This window comes from Citrobacter sp. CK199, assembly GCF_030333285.1.
GTDB classification, from domain to species: domain Bacteria; phylum Pseudomonadota; class Gammaproteobacteria; order Enterobacterales; family Enterobacteriaceae; genus Citrobacter_B; species Citrobacter_B koseri.
Window position 1 is genome coordinate 122,524 of record NZ_JAOWGF010000008.1, and the last position, 18,537, is coordinate 141,060.

Annotated in this window: 14 protein-coding genes; 8 read left to right on the top strand and 6 right to left on the bottom strand. The window is 55.3% G+C overall.

Annotated features, from left to right (window positions below; translation table 11 throughout):
* Positions 1–27: 27 nt before the first annotated feature.
* Together dapE and OGX75_RS00590 are read right to left on the bottom strand one after the other, a co-directional pair.
* On the bottom strand, positions 28–1,155 hold the full coding sequence (dapE, locus tag OGX75_RS00585) for a succinyl-diaminopimelate desuccinylase (RefSeq protein ID WP_012131309.1): 1,128 nt from the start codon (positions 1,153–1,155) through the stop codon (positions 28–30).
* A 3-nt stretch (positions 1,156–1,158) separates the two neighbouring features.
* Entirely contained in the window at positions 1,159–1,515 is a 357-nt protein-coding gene (locus OGX75_RS00590; RefSeq protein ID WP_115614572.1) for an ArsC family reductase, read from the bottom strand.
* Positions 1,516–1,925: 410 nt separating this feature from the next.
* Between OGX75_RS00590 and ypfM the strand changes: the two genes are divergently transcribed.
* Positions 1,926–1,985, top strand: coding sequence for a protein YpfM (ypfM, locus tag OGX75_RS00595; RefSeq protein ID WP_001386977.1), 60 nt, complete (start codon positions 1,926–1,928; stop codon positions 1,983–1,985).
* Positions 1,986–2,058: 73 nt separating this feature from the next.
* Here the strand turns inward: ypfM and acrD are convergent, their stop codons facing one another.
* Positions 2,059–5,172: a multidrug efflux RND transporter permease AcrD gene (acrD, locus tag OGX75_RS00600; protein ID WP_047462093.1), complete on the bottom strand. Its 3,114-nt coding sequence runs from the start codon at positions 5,170–5,172 to the stop codon at positions 2,059–2,061.
* 185 nt (positions 5,173–5,357) lie between these two features.
* Positions 5,358–7,058 carry a nitrate/nitrite two-component system sensor histidine kinase NarQ gene (gene narQ / locus OGX75_RS00605; RefSeq protein WP_104868364.1) on the bottom strand — a complete coding sequence of 567 codons (1,701 nt, stop codon included), beginning with the start codon at positions 7,056–7,058 and terminating at the stop codon, positions 5,358–5,360.
* A 218-nt stretch (positions 7,059–7,276) separates the two neighbouring features.
* Here narQ and aegA point away from each other — a divergent pair, with 218 nt between their 5' ends.
* The 3 genes from aegA to OGX75_RS00620 all read left to right on the top strand — a co-directional run bounded on the left by aegA (position 7,277) and on the right by OGX75_RS00620 (position 11,087).
* Positions 7,277–9,250 (top strand): formate-dependent uric acid utilization protein AegA, encoded by a 1,974-nt coding sequence (gene aegA, locus OGX75_RS00610; RefSeq protein WP_049009705.1) that lies wholly within the window; start codon positions 7,277–7,279, stop codon positions 9,248–9,250.
* A 91-nt stretch (positions 9,251–9,341) separates the two neighbouring features.
* Complete coding sequence (gene nudK, locus OGX75_RS00615) at positions 9,342–9,917, top strand: GDP-mannose pyrophosphatase NudK (protein ID WP_286450866.1); 576 nt, start codon at positions 9,342–9,344, stop codon at positions 9,915–9,917.
* A gap of 126 nt (positions 9,918–10,043) precedes the next feature.
* On the top strand, positions 10,044–11,087 hold the full coding sequence (locus OGX75_RS00620) for a DUF1176 domain-containing protein (RefSeq protein WP_286450867.1): 1,044 nt from the start codon (positions 10,044–10,046) through the stop codon (positions 11,085–11,087).
* Between the two features lie 266 nt (positions 11,088–11,353).
* Here the strand turns inward: OGX75_RS00620 and tkt are convergent, their stop codons facing one another.
* The gene (gene tkt, locus OGX75_RS00625; RefSeq protein WP_286450868.1) at positions 11,354–13,348 is read right to left on the bottom strand and encodes a transketolase; all 1,995 of its coding nucleotides are present in this window, start codon (positions 13,346–13,348) and stop codon (positions 11,354–11,356) included.
* Positions 13,349–13,368: 20 nt separating this feature from the next.
* Complete coding sequence (tal, locus tag OGX75_RS00630; RefSeq protein ID WP_012131323.1) at positions 13,369–14,319, bottom strand: transaldolase; 951 nt, start codon at positions 14,317–14,319, stop codon at positions 13,369–13,371.
* A 278-nt stretch (positions 14,320–14,597) separates the two neighbouring features.
* Between tal and maeB the strand changes: the two genes are divergently transcribed.
* The 4 genes from maeB (at position 14,598) to eutQ (ending at position 18,532) form a co-directional block, all read left to right on the top strand.
* A complete protein-coding gene (gene maeB / locus OGX75_RS00635) occupies positions 14,598–16,877 on the top strand; it encodes an NADP-dependent oxaloacetate-decarboxylating malate dehydrogenase (protein ID WP_012131325.1) in 2,280 nt (759 codons plus the stop codon).
* Between the two features lie 159 nt (positions 16,878–17,036).
* The gene (gene eutS, locus OGX75_RS00640) at positions 17,037–17,372 is read left to right on the top strand and encodes an ethanolamine utilization microcompartment protein EutS (protein ID WP_012131326.1); all 336 of its coding nucleotides are present in this window, start codon (positions 17,037–17,039) and stop codon (positions 17,370–17,372) included.
* Between the two features lie 13 nt (positions 17,373–17,385).
* Positions 17,386–17,865, top strand: a complete 480-nt coding sequence (eutP, locus tag OGX75_RS00645; RefSeq protein ID WP_012131327.1) for an ethanolamine utilization acetate kinase EutP — start codon at positions 17,386–17,388, stop codon at positions 17,863–17,865.
* Positions 17,843–18,532 carry an ethanolamine utilization acetate kinase EutQ gene (gene eutQ, locus OGX75_RS00650; protein WP_012131328.1) on the top strand — a complete coding sequence of 230 codons (690 nt, stop codon included), beginning with the start codon at positions 17,843–17,845 and terminating at the stop codon, positions 18,530–18,532. The genes eutP and eutQ overlap by 23 nt, the downstream gene beginning before the upstream one ends.
* The last annotated feature ends 5 nt before the right edge of the window (positions 18,533–18,537 follow it).

Sequence of the window (18,537 nt, forward strand, 5' to 3'; positions counted from 1 at the left end):
GCTTATTTCCTCTTACAGGAACACGCGTCAGGCGACGAGTTGTTCCATAATACGTTGATACATGCGGGCAAGCAGTTGCAGATCGGCTGCATTAACACATTCATTAATTTTATGAATGGTGGCGTTGACCGGCCCGAGTTCGACTACCTGCGCCCCCATACGCGCAATAAAACGCCCGTCGGACGTTCCACCCGTAGTGAGTAACTGCGGTTTTATCTCATTATAGTGCTCAATGGCGTTCACCACCGCATCCACCAGCTTGCCGCGCGCCGTCAGGAACGGCTGGCCGGAAAGCCACCAGTCCACCGTGTAGCGTAATTGATGTTTATCCAGCAGCGCGTGAACGCGCTCTTTGAGAGTCTCATCGGTCAGCTCGGTGCTGAAGCGGAAATTGAACTGAATAAACAGCTCGCCCGGAATGACGTTATTGCTGCCGGTGCCAGCCTGAATGTTGGCAATCTGCATACTGGTCGCCGGGAAAAATTCATTTCCCTGATCCCACTCGATCGCCACCAGTTCATTCAACATCGGCGCTGCGCGATGCACCGGGTTATCCGCCAGATGGGGATAAGCGACGTGCCCCTGCACACCGTGGATCGTCAGGTTACAGGTCAGCGACCCGCGACGGCCATTCTTGACCACATCACCGACGATTTCAGTGCTGGACGGTTCGCCGACCAGGCAATAATCCAGACGTTCGTTACGCGCCATCAGCGTTTCGACCACCTTCACGGTGCCGTTTTTCGCGCTGGCTTCTTCATCCGAGGTGATAAGGAACGCCAGACGCCCCTGATGATCTGGATGCTGGGCGACGAAACGTTCAGCCGCAACGACCATCGCCGCCAGAGAGCCTTTCATGTCTGCCGCACCACGGCCAAACAGCATTCCGTCGCGGATTGTCGGTTCAAAAGGCGGGTTGATCCAGCGATCGACATCACCCGCTGGTACGACATCGGTATGCCCGGCAAAGGCCAGCGTTTCGCCTTGTCCGCGCCATGCCCAAAAATTCTGTGTATCGCCAAAATCCATATGCTCAACGGTAAAACCGATTGCACGCAGGCGTTCAATCATTAACGCCTGGCATCCTGCGTCATCTGGACTCAGGGAAGGGCGGCGAATAAGCTGCTGTGTCAGCTCAATAACCGGGCACGACATAGACTACACCTCATCAAAAAACTGCTGATAACTGGATTCGCTAAAACCCAGCAGCATAGGCTTCCCGGTCGCGCAGAGCAATGGGCGTTTGATAATTGCTGGCATTTCAGTCATTAATGCTGCGGCGGACGCCGCATCCGTGATGCTGTTACGCGTGGCTTCATCAAGTTTACGCCATGTCGTTCCGCGCGTATTCAGCAAGGGCTGCCAGCCTGACTCCGCAATAAACGTATTCAATAACGCGGCATCGATTCCGTCTGCGCGGTAATCGTGAAAGCGGTAGTCAATACCGTGAGCCTCCAGCCAGCGTCGCGCCTTTTTAATCGTGTCACAATTTTTGATGCCGTAGACGGTGATCATGTTGAATCCTTTTACGCGAATTACGAATAATTAAGCAATATTATCGTGGTATCCGTCAGTACGGAACTGCCATATACCGGTTATTTATCATGACATAATAAACGGTAAATATAACATTGTTGAACTCTTGTGAATAATAATTCTGAAATGTTGCTTAATAAGCATCTCATCGGGAAGTATAAATCCAGCGAGCTGCAATAGGCTGTTTCTTAACTGAAATGAGCGCGGTTTTCAGAAGTGGATTAATGTTTCAAAATATTGCAGTAAGTCACATAAAATTTATGGTTACAGGGTCATAGTAATGCCATGAACCCCATTCACCGGAGGATGTAATCACTGCAATCGGTTAAATTATCTTCTCTTGAGGATAATGTTTTCGTAGAATAGCCATAATAATAAGAGAGGTTGTTATGATTGAACGTGAACTGGGGAACTGGAAAGATTTTATCGAAGTTATGCTTCGCAAATAAATTTCTGGAAGATATCCTGATCCTGAAAAGGATAAGAAAAAGGCGACTCAAAGTAAGTCGCCTTTTTTGTGTCTTATTCCGGCTTCGGTTTCAGCGGGAAGCGGCGACGCACCAGCACAAAGAACAGCGGTACGAAGTAAATCGCCAGGATGGTGGCGGAGATCATCCCGCCCATGACGCCGGTCCCGACGGCATGCTGGCTCCCGGAACCCGCCCCGTTGCTAATCGCCATCGGCAGCACCCCGAAAATAAAGGCCAGAGAGGTCATCAGAATTGGGCGTAAACGCTGGCGGCAGGCATGCAGTGTGGCATCCAGCAGATCGTGGCCTTTCTCGTTCATCTCATTGGCGAATTCGACAATCAGGATCGCGTTTTTCGCGGAAAGGCCGATCACCGTTAGCAACCCGACCTGGAAGTAAACGTCATTTTCCAGTCCGCGCATCCAGGTGGCGAGCAGCGCGCCAATGACGCCCAGCGGCACCACCAGCATGACCGAGAACGGCACCGACCAGCTTTCATACAGCGCGGCCAGACACAGGAAAACGACCAGCAGCGAAATGGCGTACAGCGCAGGCGCCTGCGCGCCAGAGAGGCGTTCCTGATAAGACATCGCCGTCCATTCAAGCCCAAACCCCGTTGGCAACTGGCGAACCAGCGACTCCATTACATCCATTGCCGTACCGGTACTGACGCCAGGCGCCGCTTCGCCGACAATCTCGACCGCCGAGTAGCCGTTATAGCGCTCCAGACGCGGAGAGCCCGTTTCCCAGCGTGATGTTGCAAAGGCGGAGAAAGGCACCATGCCGCCGTCTTTATTACGCACATACCAGAGATTGATATCGTCCGGCAGCATGCGGTATTTCGCCGCCGCCTGTACATAGACCTTCTTCACGCGGCCCCGGTCCATAAAGTCATTGACGTAACTGGAGCCCCATGCGGTTTGCAGCGTGTCGTTGATGTCGTCGATAGAGACGCCCAGCGCCTGGGCTTTGCGCTGGTCGATATCAATTTGCAACTGTGGACTGTCGTCCAGACCATTGTGACGCACGCGGGTCAGCGAACTGTCCTGCGCCGCCAGCTCAATCAACCGATCGCGTGCGGCCATTAAGGCATCGTGACCGGCGCCCGCGTGGTCCTGAAGTTCCATATCAAACCCTGCGGAACTGCCCAGACCGCTGATTGCCGGTGGACTGCTGGCGTAAACGCGCGCTTCTTTAATCTTGTTAAAGGCTTTCGTGGCGCGTTCAATAATGGCAAACGAGGTGCCGGTCGTGGCATTGCGTTCGTCCCAGTCTTTTAAGCGGACAAACATGCGCGCCACGTTTTGACCGTTCCCGCCAGGCCCCGATCCCACCGTCGAGAAGACGGACATGACGTTGTCTTTCTCCTGGGTGAAGTAATATTTTTCAACTTCCTGCACCACTTTTAAGGTCTGCTGCTGCGTGGAGCCGCTTGGCAACTGTACCGAGGTAATAAACATCCCGCGATCTTCCTGCGGCAAGAAGGAGGTCGGCAGACGCAGGAACAGCACCACCATCGCGCCGAGCAACAGAACGTAGATCAGTATCCAGCGCAGGCTGCGATGCAGGATCTTCGCAACGCCTTTCTCGTAGCGTTCAGCGTTGCGGTTGAACGTCCGGTTAAACCAGCCGAAGAAGCCTTTCTGTCCGTGATGCTCGCCTTTGTGCAGGGGTTTTAGCAGCGTGGCGCACAGGGCGGGCGTCAGGATCATCGCCACCAGCACGGAGAGCACCATCGCGGCGACAATCGTGATGGAGAACTGGCGATAGATAGCCCCGGTCGTACCGCCAAAGAAAGCCATCGGCACAAATACGGCTGACAGCACCATCGCGATACCGACCAGCGCCCCTTGTATCTGCCCCATCGATTTTCTGGTGGCTTCGCGCGGCGAAAGACCTTCCTCGCTCATGATGCGCTCGACGTTTTCCACCACCACGATGGCGTCATCGACCAGCAGGCCGATCGCCAGCACCATCGCGAACATCGTCAGCGTGTTAATGCTGTAGTCGAAGGCATACAGGACGGAGAATGTCCCCATCAATACCACCGGTACGGCGATAGTGGGGATCAACGTGGCGCGGAAGTTTTGCAGGAACAGGTACATCACCAGGAACACCAGCGCGATGGCTTCCAGCAGGGTTTTCACCACATCGATAATCGAGGCTTTGACGAAGGAGGTGGTTTCATACGCCACCTTATACTCCAGACCGTGCGGGAAGTATTCGGCCAGCTCGTCCAGGCGGTTAAGCACCAGTTTGGCGGTTTCCATTTCGTTGGCGCCAGAGGCCAGTTTGACCCCCAGACCGGAGGCCGGATTACCGTTGAAGCGGCTGAGATAATCATATTTTTCAGCGCCCATTTCGACGGTCGCCACATCGCCCAGCTTGACCTCTGAACCGTCCTGGTTGACGCGCAGCGTGATATCACGAAACTGCTCGGGCGTTTGCAGCAGCGACTGGGCGTTGATTGTCGCATTGAGCGCCTGCCTGTCGACCGAAGGCGTGCCGCCAAGCTGCCCGACGGCAATTTGCGCGTTCTGTGATTCGATGGCATCCGTGACATCTTTCGCGGTCATCTGGTAGCTGTTGAGTTTGGCCGGGTCCAGCCAGATACGCATCGAATATTGCGAACCGTAGGCATCGATATCCCCCACGCCGTTTACGCGGCTGAGCGGGTCCTGGATATTACTGGCGACATAGTCGGCGATGTCCTGTTTATCCATTGAACCGTCGGTGGAGACAAACGCAATGGTCAGGATGTTGGTGTCCCCGGTTTTACGGACCGTGACGCCCTGGTTCTGTACCGCCTGCGGCAATTTACGCATTGCCGATTGCAGCTGGTTTTGTACCTGCTGGACGGCTTCATCGGGGTCGGTTCCGGCCACAAAACTGAGCGTCACCGTTGCCTGGCCCGTCCCACTGCTTTGCGACGACATATACATCAGATTATCGAGGCCGGTCATATTCTGTTCGATAACCTGAGTGACGGTATTCTCCAGCGTCTGCGCGGATGCCCCCGGATAATTCGCGGTAATGCGGACGTTTGGCGGCGCCAGGTCGGGATATTGCTCTACGGGCAAAGAGAGAATGGCCAGGGTGCCCGTCAGACACAACAGGATTGCCAGCACCCAGGCAAAAATGGGGCGATCGATAAAGAAATTCGCCATTAAAGGAGGACCTCGTGTTTCTGCGTATAATTATTGGGTATGACCTGCTTCACTGTAGCGGCAAGGTACGTGTCAAACGTGGAGAAAAAAAGAAGATAATGTAAATTATCATGCACGTTTACAGCATACATTTTGTGCCAGTGCCGCCCTGTCTGTATTCCCGCCGTGCGGTGCTTTGCCGTTCTTTACGCTAATTGACCCTCTTCATCTTCCGATGAGCGAAAACTGATGCTGACCAGCGTCCCGCCCCCTGACGGTTGCGAGAAATTCAGCGTGCCGCTAAGTCTTTCCGCACGCTCGCGCATAATGTTCAGACCGTAGTGCCCCGTTGGTTCGTTCGGTTCGCCAATACCGACGCCGTTATCCCGAATATAGACCGTATGGTTGCCATCGGGGGCGGTGACGCAGCTAACGGCGATCTCCGTGGCGCTGGCGTGTTTAATCGCATTCAGCACCGCCTCGCGAACGATTTGTAACAGGTGCACCTGCATTTGCGCATCCAGCGCCAGCGTCGGTAAACGGCAATCCAGCGTCAGTTTCGCGGAGGTCTGGCTTTGCAGGGTATCCAGCATTTCATGCAGCGCAGAAGGTAAGTCGGCCTGCTGTAACGTCAGGCGGAAGGTGGTCAGCAGCTCGCGCAACTGACGATAAGCGTCGTTCAGCGCCCGGGAGAAATCCGCCATGATGCTTTGCGCGGGGAGATTATCTTCTGGAATTGAGCGCTTCAGCAGCGTCAACTGAATGCGCAAATAGGAGAGCACCTGCGCCAGTGAGTCATGCAGCTCGCGGGCGATAGTCGCGCGCTCTTCCATCAGCAGCAGTTGCTGGAAATGTTTTTGCGCCTGATTAAAGTACAAACCGCGCCCCAGCATGGTCGATACGCTGTGCAGCAGCGGGGTGGAGGCACTGACGTTGGGGCTTTGCCAGTGCAGTTCGCCGTAGACCGTTTCCTGCATCGTGACCGGCAGAATCTGCATGGGCAAATCAGCGCTTTCCGCTCCTTCGCTGATCCGCCAGTTATCGCCCACGGTTAATTCCAGATAGTAAGCGGCGTCATGTTCGCGGACGATCTGTAAAATATGGCGGAAACAGTGAACGTCGATTTGGCTGGTATTGAGCGCCTGTGAGCACTGGTACAGCACTTCCAGACGGCGGTTGGCTTCGTGCAGATCGTGGGTTTTTTCTTCTACCGAAGCCTCGAGAGAGCGGTACAGCTTATGCAACTCGCTCGACATCTGGCTAAATGTTTTGGCCAGCAGCCCCAGCTCATTCGGCAAGTGGGTATTCAGCGGCGGGATGTCGAACTGACCATGTTCAATGTGCTGGCTGGCGGCGACCAGTTGGTTAAGCGGCTGGACTACCTGCTGGCGAATCCTCCGCAGGGTGAAAAAGACCAGCGTGAAGATCCCGATACCGCCCGCCAGCGATATGCCGACCACCAGCATCACCTTACGCTCGGCATAGTGTTGCAGCGCCAGAACGAAGAGATCGATCTGATCGACATAGTTATTGATATTGGCGCGATACCACTTTATATCCGCATCTACCAGTCTCGTGTTCATCTCCAGCCAGTTCGCATGCAGTTGCCCGTAACGGCTTTTAACCGTCTGCGGGACGTACCAGGCGTTCAGGTTACTTAACGCGGGAGAGTTGAGCGCTTGCTGAAAAAGCTGACGGTGCGCGTTCAATTGCGGACTGCCGCTTTGCAGATCGTAACCCAGTCGGTAGCTCTGCATACGCAGTGAACCGGCCACGTTAATGGCCTCGGCATCCCGCAAACTGCTCGCCAGCGTCAGCAGAGCGATACCGGTTGAGAGAATCGACAGCAGCACAATGTAAAAAAAGGCCCGGGCCAGGCTGGCCGAGACAGGGCGTTTGACGACCACGCGCGTAATCCCCGAAAAATATGCTCACAGTGAACGGATAAATATTGGCAAGTGTAACTGAAACGCAATTTCACCAGCGATGAAATAAATTGATCTGCCACAGGTTCTGGATAAATAGTTGTGCGTCCTGGGCAAATGAACATTGCCGACCCCTTCGGCGTCGGTTAATAACATTCATATAAAGAATAAGGTTTTTGCCACCAAAACAGAAGGACGCCATGAATCGTTTTATTATGGCCAATAGCCAACAGTGCCTGGGATGCCATGCCTGTGAGGTCGCTTGCGTAATGGCCCACAATGATGAGCAACACGTACTGCACCAGCGGCATTTTCAGCCCCGAATTACGGTGATCAAACATCAGCATCAGCGCAGCGCGGTAACCTGCCACCACTGCGAGGATGCGCCTTGCGCCCGGAGTTGCCCAAATGGCGCAATCCGTCATGTCAAAGACAGCGTTCAGGTCAACCAGCAAAAATGTATCGGCTGTAAATCCTGCGTGGTTGCCTGTCCCTTCGGCACAATGCAGATAATCCTTACGCCAACAGGTCAGGATCAGGTCAAAGCCACGGCGCACAAATGCGATTTGTGTCTGGATCGCGAAGGCGGCCCGGCCTGTGTTGAAAATTGTCCGGCAGATGCGTTGCAATTGGTAACGGAAGCGTCGCTGACCCGGCTGTCGAAAGCGCGGCGTCTGCGCACCGCGCGTCAGGAAAATCAGCCCTGGCATGCCTGTGCGACGGGAGTCACTCCTGGTGCGCTCAATAAAGTCGAACAGATGCGGGCGACGCCCCCACGCGGCGAGCCGGATAAGCTGGCGATTGACGCGCGAAAAACCAGCTTTGATGAAATCTACCTGCCGTTTCGTACCGCGCAGGCTGAACGCGAAGCGGCCCGTTGCCTGAAGTGCGGTGAACACAGTATCTGCGAGTGGACGTGTCCGCTGCACAACCATATTCCGCAGTGGATCGAGCTGGTAAAAGCGGGAAACATTGACGATGCGGTGGCGCTGTCGCACCAGACTAACTGTCTGCCGGAAATTACCGGGCGCGTATGCCCGCAGGACAGGTTGTGCGAAGGCGCCTGTACGGTGCGCGATGAGTATGGCGCGGTGACGATCGGCAATATTGAACGCTACATTTCCGACCGGGCGCTGGACAAAGGCTGGCGGCCAGATCTGAGCGGCGTGCAGCAGCAGGATAAACGTGTGGCGATTATTGGCGCGGGCCCGGCCGGGCTGGCCTGCGCGGATGTGCTGGCGCGTCATGGCGTGAGCACGACCGTGTTCGATCGCCACCCTGAAATTGGCGGCCTGCTGACCTTTGGCATTCCCTCTTTTAAGCTGGATAAATCACTGCTGGCGCGCCGTCGCGAAATCTTCAGCGCGATGGGAATTCATTTTGAACTGAACTGCGAAGTCGGCAAAGACGTCAGACTGGCGTCGCTGCTGGATGAGTACGATGCGGTTTTTGTCGGTGTCGGCACATACCGTTCCATGAAAGCCGACCTGCCAAACGAAGATGCGCCGGGCGTATATGATGCGCTGCCGTTCCTGATTGCTAACACAAAACAGGTTATGGGGCTGGATGAATTGCCTGACGAACCTTTTATCGACACCGCCGGGCTTAATGTTGTGGTGCTGGGCGGCGGCGATACCGCGATGGACTGCGTGCGTACCGCGCTGCGTCATGGCGCAAGCCAGGTGACCTGCGCATATCGTCGCGACGAGGCGAATATGCCGGGGTCGAAAAAAGAGGTAAAAAACGCGCGGGAAGAGGGGGCGCACTTTGAATTTAACGTACAGCCGGTTGAGCTGGTGCTGAATGCCGACGGTTGCGTCAGCGGCGTGCGTTTTTTACGTACTCAGCTTGGCGAACCCGATGCGCAGGGGCGTCGCCGCCCGATGCCCATCGCGGGCAGCGAGTTTGTCATGCCCGCTGATGCGGTAATTATGGCGTTTGGTTTTCATCCGCATGGTATGCCGTGGCTGGAGGCGCACGGTGTGAAAGTGGACGACTGGGGGCGCATTGCGGCAAATGTCGAAAGCGCGTTCCGTTACCAGACCAGTAATCCTAAAATCTTCGCGGGCGGTGACGCCGTGCGCGGCGCCGATCTGGTGGTGACGGCGATGGCGGAAGGGCGTCACGCCGCGCAGGGGATTATTCAGTGGCTGGGGATCATGCAAACCGGATAAGTCTCCATTCGGCGCGAGCAGCATGATAGCGCGCAGACAAAACCGGCCTTGCGGCGTAAGATTACCTGTCTTCTTACGCTGTGGAGCCGGTATGTCGCAAAAAATTACTCTCATCAAAGACAAAGTTCTCTCTGATAACTACTTTATCCTGCGCAATATTACCTACGATCTGACCCGTAAAAATGGTGATGTGATTCGCCATAAGCGCGAGGTTTACGATCGCGGCAATGGCGCAACGATCCTGCTGTATAACCGCGAAAAACAGACCGTGGTGCTCATCCGCCAGTTTCGCGTTGCCACCTGGGTGAACGGCAATGAAAGCGGCCAGTTGATAGAAACCTGCGCCGGGCTGCTGGATAACGACGAGCCGGAAGCGTGCATTCGCAAAGAAGCGATTGAAGAGACCGGCTATGAAGTGGGTGAGGTGCGTAAACTGTTTGAGTTATACATGTCGCCTGGCGGCGTGACGGAACTGATTCACTTCTTCATTGCAGAATACAGCGACAGCCAGCGGGCAAACGCAGGCGGCGGTGTGGAAGATGAAGATATTGAGGTACTGGAACTGCCATTGACACAGGCGCTGGCGATGATCAAAACCGGTGAGATACGAGACGGTAAGACCGTGTTATTGCTCAATTATTTGCATTCTTCCTCGCTAATGAATTGATAAATAAGGTTTATATTTCTTTACATAATGATGTCGCTATCCGACAAATCTGATTGAGCCACAGGAGTCGCGCAAGGAAGATACCGCCTAAAGCCGTTTCGTTTTTCTTCTGGGGTTGTACCGTCCATGCGCAATCGCGTTATTTTCGTTTTCCTGCTCGGTCTGCTGCCGACGTCGCTGACGTGGGCGGCGCCAGCGCAGCAGACTTTTTCTGACTGGCAGGTCACCTGTAACAATCAGAATTTTTGCGTGGCGCGTAATACCGGCGAACATCGCGGGCTGGTGATGACGTTAAGCCGCAGCGCCGGGGCGCATACCGATGCGGTACTTCGCATTGATTTGGGGGGGCTGACCTCACCCGGTGCGAAAGAGGCGGAGATTGCGCCGCGTCTGCTGCTGGATGAAAAACCGCTGCCGCTAAATGCCGGGCAATGGCGTATCACGCCCTGGCATCTGATGACGGACGACACCGCCACCATTGCCGCGTTTTTACAGACCATTCAGGAAGCCCAGGCGATTACCCTGAAAAAGGGAAAACAGACGATTTCTCTGGTGGGGCTTAAAGCTGCGCTGTTGTTTATCGACGCACAGCAAAAACGCGTTGGCAGCGAAACGGCGTGGATTGATAAAGGGAATGATCCACCGCTCAGCGTGCCGCCCGCGCCAGCGCTGAAAGGCGTGGCTATCGTCAACCCAACGCCGACGCCGCTTTCTTATGATGAACGCAACGATCTGCTGGATTACGGTAACTGGCGGATGAACAGTATTCACTGCTCGCTTGACCCGATGCGCCGGGAAGCGCGCGTCGCGGCCCTGACCGATGACAAAGCCCTGCTGATGACCGGTTGCGAAGCCGGAGCCTATAATACGGTCGATCTCGCGTGGATTGTCTCACGCAAAAAACCATTCGCCTCCCGCGCCGTACGGTTGCGTTTACCCTTTAACTCCGGGGCTGAAAGCAATGATATGGAGCTGATGAACGCGGTTTTTGACGAGAAATCCCGGGAATTAATCACGCTGGCAAAAGGGCGTGGGTTGGCCGATTGCGGTATCCAGACGCGCTGGCGTTTTGACGGCCAGCGTTTTCGTCTGGTGCGTTATGCCGAAGAGCCAAGCTGCGATAACTGGCATGGGCCAGATGCCTGGCCCACGTTGTGGATCACACGTTAGGGGCGCCCGGTGGCGCTAACGCTTACCGGGCCTACGGACTGTTTTGTAGGCCGGATAAGACGCATCGCGTCGCCATCCGGCAAGGTGCCCGGTGGCGCTAAGGCTTACCGGGCCTACGGGCCATTTTGTAGGCCGGATAAGGCGCATCGCGTCGTCATCCGGCAAGGCGCCCGGTTGCGCTAACGCTTACCGGGCCTACGGGCTGTTTTGTAGGCCGGATAAGACGCATCGCGTCGCCATCCGGCTTCCGACCCACTCATCCATTTTTACGCTTTAAGCACCTTATGCGCTTTTTCGACGATATTCTCGACCGTAAAGCCGAAGTAAGGGAACAGTTTTTCGGCCGGGGCCGATTCGCCATATCCCGTCATCCCGACAATCGCGCCTTTCAGCCCGACATATTTGTACCAGTAGTCGGCAATGCCTGCCTCAATCGCCACGCGAGCGGCAACGTTCGACGGCAGCACGGATTCGCGATACGCCTCATCCTGAGCATCAAAAATATCCGTCGAAGGCAGGGACACCACCCGGACGTTATGGCCTTCTCCGGTCAGCTTTTCTGCCGCCAGCAGGGTGATTTCCATTTCAGACCCGGTGGCAATCAGGATCACATCCGGCTTACCGCCGCTGTCTTTCAGCACATAACCACCACGGGCGATCTCCTTCACCTGCTCCGGGGTACGCTCCACCTGCGCCAGATTCTGCCTTGAGAGAATCAGCGCCGTCGGGCCGGTATGGCGCTCAACCGCCAGCTTCCAGCCGACTGCCGCCTCAACCTGATCGCACGGACGCCAGGTGCTGAAATTTGGCGTCAGACGCAGGCTGGCCAGTTGCTCCACGGCCTGGTGCGTCGGCCCATCTTCACCCAGCCCGATGGAGTCGTGGGTATAAACCATGATCTGCCGGGCTTTCATCAACGCCGCCATTCGCGCCGCGTTACGGGCGTATTCCACAAACATCAGGAAGGTCGCGGTGTATGGCACGAATCCGCCGTGGTGGGCAATGCCGTTAGCAATGGCCGTCATACCAAATTCGCGCACGCCGTAGTGAATGTAATTCCCGGCCGGATCTTCTTTCAGCGACGTCGAACCTTTCCAGATAGTCAGGTTACTGGGCGCGAGATCCGCCGAGCCGCCGAGCAGTTCCGGCAGTATTGGGCCGTAGGCGTTCAGCGTATTTTGCGATGCCTTGCGGGTGGCGATTTTGGCCGGGTTGGCCTGCAATTCAGCAATGTATTTTCGCGTCGTGGTTTCCCAGGACTCTGGCAACTCGCCGCGCATTCGTCGGGTAAACGTTCTTGCCAGATCGGGATACGCTTTCTGATACGCCGTGAACTTCTCCTGCCATGCCTGCTGCGCTTTTTCACCTTTTTCACGCGCATCCCAGGCACGGTAAATCTCTTTCGGAATCTCAAAAGCAGGGTGATGCCAGCCCAGTTTCTGGCGGGTCAGCGCCACCTCTTCTTCTCCCAGCGCTGCGCCGTGAGACTCCTCTTTCCCAGCTTTATTCGGTGAGCCGAAGCCGATTACCGTCCGGCAAATAATCAACGACGGTTTGTCTTTCACACTCTGCGCTTCAAGAATTGCTTTCTTCACGGCTTCGGGATCGTGTCCGTCGATCTCATGCACTACATGCCAGTGATACGCTTCGAACCGTTTGGCGGTATCGTCGGTAAACCAGCCTTCGGTTTCGCCATCAATTGAGATGCCGTTGTGATCGTAGAAGCCGATTAGCTTGCCCAACCCCAGCGTACCCGCCAGCGAGCAGACTTCGTGCGAAATCCCCTCCATCAGGCAGCCATCGCCCATAAAGACATACGTGTAGTGATCGACGATGTCATGATCGGGCTGATTAAACTGCGCGGCCAGCGTGCGTTCGGCAATCGCCAGACCGACGGCATTCGCCAGTCCCTGACCCAATGGCCCGGTGGTGGTTTCAACGCCTGGCGTATAGCCGATTTCCGGGTGCCCCGGCGTTTTTGAATGGAGCTGACGGAAGTTTTTCAGCTCCTCGATTGGCAGATCGTAGCCGGTCAGGTGCAGCAGGCTGTAGAGCAGCATTGACGCGTGGCCGTTGGAAAGAATAAAGCGATCGCGGTCATACCAGGCGGGGTCGGTTGGGTTGTGGCGGAGAAAATCATTCCACAGCACTTCAGCAATATCCGCCATGCCCATTGGCGCGCCGGGATGACCGGAATTGGCTTTTTGTACGGCATCCATACTGAGCGCACGAATGGCATTGGCAAGGTCTTTTCGGGACATAAATCACTCCGTGGCAAGGTTTACAGTTTGGCGGCGAGCAGGTCTTCCAGTTTGCGTTGGTCAACGGCGAAAAGGCGGATACCTTCCGACAGTTTCTCAACGGCCATCGCGTCCTGATTATGTTCCCAGCGGAATTCCGCTTCGGTCATCGGGGTCGGGCGATGGAACGTCTGCGATGACGGCACCAGTTTGCGGATTACCGTCTCTTCTTTTTCTTGTAGTGCTTTCAGTAGGTTGGGAGAAATGGTCAGGCGATCGCAGCCTGTCAGCGCCAGGATTTGCTCGGTGCGACGGAAACTGGCCCCCATGACGATGGTTTCGTAGCGGTGACGTTTGAAGTAGTCATAGATATTACGTACCGATTTCACCCCCGGATCTTCTTCCACGACGTAGGGATCCATCGGGCTGTGCGCCTGATACCAGTCATAGATACGCCCGACAAACGGCGAAACCAGAAAAACGCCCGCTTCCGCGCAGGCGCGCGCCTGTGCAAAAGAGAACAGCAGCGTCAGGTTACAGTTGATGCCTTCTTTCTCCAGCTCTTCCGCCGCCCGTATCCCTTCCCAGGTTGACGCGAGCTTAATTAAAATGCGCGATTTTTCCACGCCCTGCTGCTGGTAGAGGTCAACCAGGTGGCGGGCCTTCTGCATACTTTTTTCTTTATCGAAGGATAAGCGCGCGTCCACTTCCGTAGAGACCCGTCCGGGGACGATTTTCAGAATTTCCGCACCGAAATTGACGGCCAGTTTATCGCTGGCCTCGGCGACCTGCTGCTCCTGGGTTTTACCGCGTTTCTTGCCCCAGGCGATCGCGTCATCAATCAAATGGCTGTATTGCGCAAGGCCAGCCGCTTTTAGCAGCAGCGAGGGATTGGTGGTGGCGTCCTGAGGCTGATAATGGCGAATGGATTCGATATCGCCGCTGTCTGCCACGACAGTGGTGAATTGTTTGATGCCGTCTAACTGGTTCATAGGAAATACTCCTTGAAAAGTAAAGCGTTAGGTGAGTGCGTTGATTCACACTTCTGAGAAATTCATGCAGTACACAACAAAAAAGCATAGCAGACAGGCATGGTAATGCGGGTTTAAGCGGGTAACATGGATGCTATAAATTGATAACAAATTCTTTCTTTGAGTAGTGAGAGTATGGCTACCTTCAAAGTTTATGCCGCGCAGGGAGGTGATAATGTGCGGCGCACCAGAGGTTACCCGCGCCACTTTTTTGATCGATACGTGAAAGGAACAACAAGATGGATGACCAATTAAAACAAAGCGCCCTCGATTTCCACGAATTTCCCGTTCCAGGTAAAATCCAGGTTTCCCCGACCAAGCCCCTTGCCACACAGCGCGATCTGGCGCTGGCCTATTCACCAGGCGTAGCGGCGCCGTGTCTTGAAATTGAAAAAGACCCGCTGGCGGCTTACAAATACACCGCTCGCGGCAATCTGGTCGCGGTGGTCTCTAACGGAACGGCGGTGCTCGGCCTGGGCAACATCGGCGCGCTGGCCGGTAAACCGGTGATGGAAGGTAAGGGCGTTCTGTTTAAGAAATTCGCGGGCATCGACGTGTTTGATATTGAAGTCGATGAACATAACCCGGATAAATTCATTGATGTCGTTGCCGCGCTGGAGCCGACGTTCGGCGGGATTAACCTCGAAGATATTAAAGCGCCTGAATGTTTCTATATCGAGCAGAAACTGCGTGAGCGCATGAATATTCCGGTATTCCATGATGACCAGCACGGAACGGCGATTATCAGCACCGCCGCGATTCTTAACGGCCTGCGCGTGGTGGAAAAAAATATCTCTGACGTGCGGATGGTGGTTTCCGGGGCAGGGGCGGCGGCAATCGCCTGTATGAACCTGCTGGTGGCGTTGGGGATGCAGAAACACAATATCGTGGTCTGTGACTCGAAAGGCGTTATCTATAAAGATCGCGAACCCAACATGGTGGAGACCAAAGCGGCCTATGCGGTGGTGGATGACGGTAAACGCACGCTGGATGACGTGATCGACGGGGCGGACATTTTCCTGGGCTGTTCCGGCCCGAAAGTGCTGACCCAGGAGATGGTGAAAAAAATGGCGCGTGCGCCGATGATCCTGGCGCTGGCGAACCCGGAGCCGGAAATTCTGCCGCCGCTGGCGAAAGAGGTGCGTTCAGACGCCATCATCTGTACCGGACGTTCCGACTATCCGAACCAGGTCAACAACGTGCTCTGCTTCCCGTTCATCTTCCGTGGCGCGCTGGATGTCGGCGCAACCGCGATCAACGAAGAGATGAAACTGGCGGCGGTACACGCCATTGCCGAACTGGCGCACGCCGAACAAAGTGAAGTGGTCGCTTCCGCCTATGGCGATCAGGACTTGAGCTTCGGCCCGGAATATATCATTCCAAAACCGTTCGACCCGCGCCTGATTGTGAAGATTGCGCCTGCCGTGGCGAAAGCGGCGATGGATTCCGGCGTGGCGACGCGGCCGATCGCTGATTTCGATGCCTACATCGATAAGCTGACCGAATTTGTCTACAAAACCAACCTGTTCATGAAGCCAATCTTCTCTCTGGCCCGTAAAGCGCCGAAGCGCGTGGTGCTGGCGGAAGGGGAAGAGGCGCGTGTCCTGCATGCGACGCAGGAGCTGATTACGTTAGGTCTGGCGAAACCGATCCTGATTGGTCGCCCGAGCGTGATCGAAATGCGCATTCAGAAGCTGGGGCTACAGATCAAATCGGGTGTGGATTTTGAGATCGTCAACAATGAATCCGATCCGCGCTTCAAAGAGTACTGGGGTGAATACTATAAGATCATGAAACGCCGTGGCGTGACGCAGGAACAGGCGCAGCGGGCGGTGATCAGCAATACCACGGTGATTGGCGCGATCATGGTTTTGCGCGGTGAAGCGGATGCGATGATCTGCGGCACCATCGGCGAATACCACGAACACTTCAGCGTGGTGCAGGAACTGTTTGGCTACCGTGAGGGCGTCCACGCGGCGGGGGCGATGAACGCCTTGCTGTTGCCGAGCGGCAACACCTTTATCGCCGACACCTATGTCAATGACGACCCGACGCCGGAGCAACTGGCGGAAATTACGTTAATGGCTGCGGAAACGGTGCGCCGCTTTGGTATTGAGCCGAAGGTGGCGCTGTTGTCGCACTCCAACTTTGGTTCGTCTAAGTCGGTCGCTGCTTGCAAAATGCGTCAGACGCTGGAGTTAGTACGCGAACGCGCGCCTGAGCTGATGATCGACGGCGAAATGCACGGTGATGCCGCGCTGGTTGAAAGTATTCGCAACGACAGGATGCCGGACAGCCCGCTGAAAGGGGCGGCGAATATTTTAATTATGCCTAACGTGGAGGCCGCGCGTATTAGTTACAACTTACTGCGTGTCTCCAGCTCGGAAGGCGTGACGGTAGGGCCGGTATTGATGGGCGTTGCCAAACCGGTGCATGTATTAACGCCGATCGCTTCTGTTCGCCGTATCGTTAATATGGTGGCGCTGGCGGTGGTCGAAGCGCAAACACAACCACTGTAATTTCACTTTAATTCATTCCGGCGCGGGGTTCCCCGCGCTTTTTTATTTCCTCCTTTCTTAGTGATCTACTTCACCTTTTAAATCTGCTTGCCGAATTTTGTTATTTACTCTGACAAAAAATTGCCACGATGAGGTCAGTTTCAGCGGAGGCGGTGAGCAATGGATAAAGAACGCATTATTCAGGAATTTGTGCCGGGGAAACAGGTCACGCTGGCGCATCTGATTGCCCACCCGGGTGAAGAACTGGCGAAAAAGATTGGCGTTCCCGAAGCGGGTGCCATCGGCATCATGACGCTAACGCCAGGGGAAACGGCGATGATCGCGGGCGATTTAGCCATGAAAGCCGCCGATGTACATATCGGTTTTCTCGATAGATTCAGCGGCGCGCTGGTGATTTATGGCTCTGTTGGCGCCGTCGAGGAAGCCTTATTGCAAACGGTCAGCGGGCTGGGACGCTTATTAAATTTCACGTTGTGCGAATTAACAAAAAGTTAATTGGGGGGCGGCAATGAAACGTATTGCGTTTGTCGGCACCGTTGGCGCGGGGAAAACAACGCTTTTTAACGCCTTGCAGGGAAATTATTCCCTCGCCCGAAAAACACAAGCCGTGGAATTTAATGACAACGGCGATATTGATACGCCGGGAGAATATTTTAGCCATCCTCGCTGGTATCACGCCTTAATTACCACGCTACAGGATGTGGATACGCTGATTTATGTACATGCGGCAAATGACCGCGAAAGTCGCTTACCCGCCGGGTTATTGGATATTGGCGCCAGTAAACGACACATCGCCGTCATCAGCAAAACGGACATGCCGGATGCCGACGTCGCCGCCGCGCGACAGCTACTGAGCGGGTTGGGATTTCAGGAGCCGATTTTCGAGCTCAACAGCCATGACCCGCAAAGTGTGCAGCACCTGGTGGATTATCTGGCAGCACTCACCGAACAGGAGGAAGGCGCAGGTGAAGAAACTCATCACAGCTAACGATATTCGTGCGGCTCACGCACGCGGCGAACAGGAAATGTCGGTTGTTCTGCGCGCCAGCATCATTACCCCGGAAGCCCGCGAAGTTGCGGAACTGCTGGACTTCACGATCGTGGAATGCGACGAATCGGCACCGGCTGTCGCGCCGGTGGAAGACGCGAAAACCGAAAGTCAGCGCATTCGTGAAACCATCATCGCACAACTGCCGGAAGGGCAGTTTACCGAAAGCCTGGTCGCGCAGCTGATGGACAAAGTGATGAAGGAAAAACAGTCGCTGGAGCAGGCTGACATGCAGCCGGGCTTTAAGTCGGTCACCGGCAAGGGCGGCGTAAAAGTGATCGACGGCAGCAGCGTGAAGTTTGGTCGCTTCGACGGCGCGCAGCCCCACTGTGTCGGCTTAACGGATTTGGTCACCGACAAGGACGGCAGCAGCATGGCCGCCGGGTTCATGCAGTGGGATAACGCCTTTTTCCCGTGGACGCTGAACTACGACGAGATCGATATGGTACTGGAGGGCGAACTGCATGTGCGTCATGAAGGCGAAACCATGATCGCGAAAGCCGGGGACGTGATGTTTATCCCGAAAGGCTCCAGCATTGAGTTTGGCACACCGTCGACCGTGCGCTTCTTATACGTTGCCTGGCCTGCGAACTGGCAGTCCTGCTAAGGCGG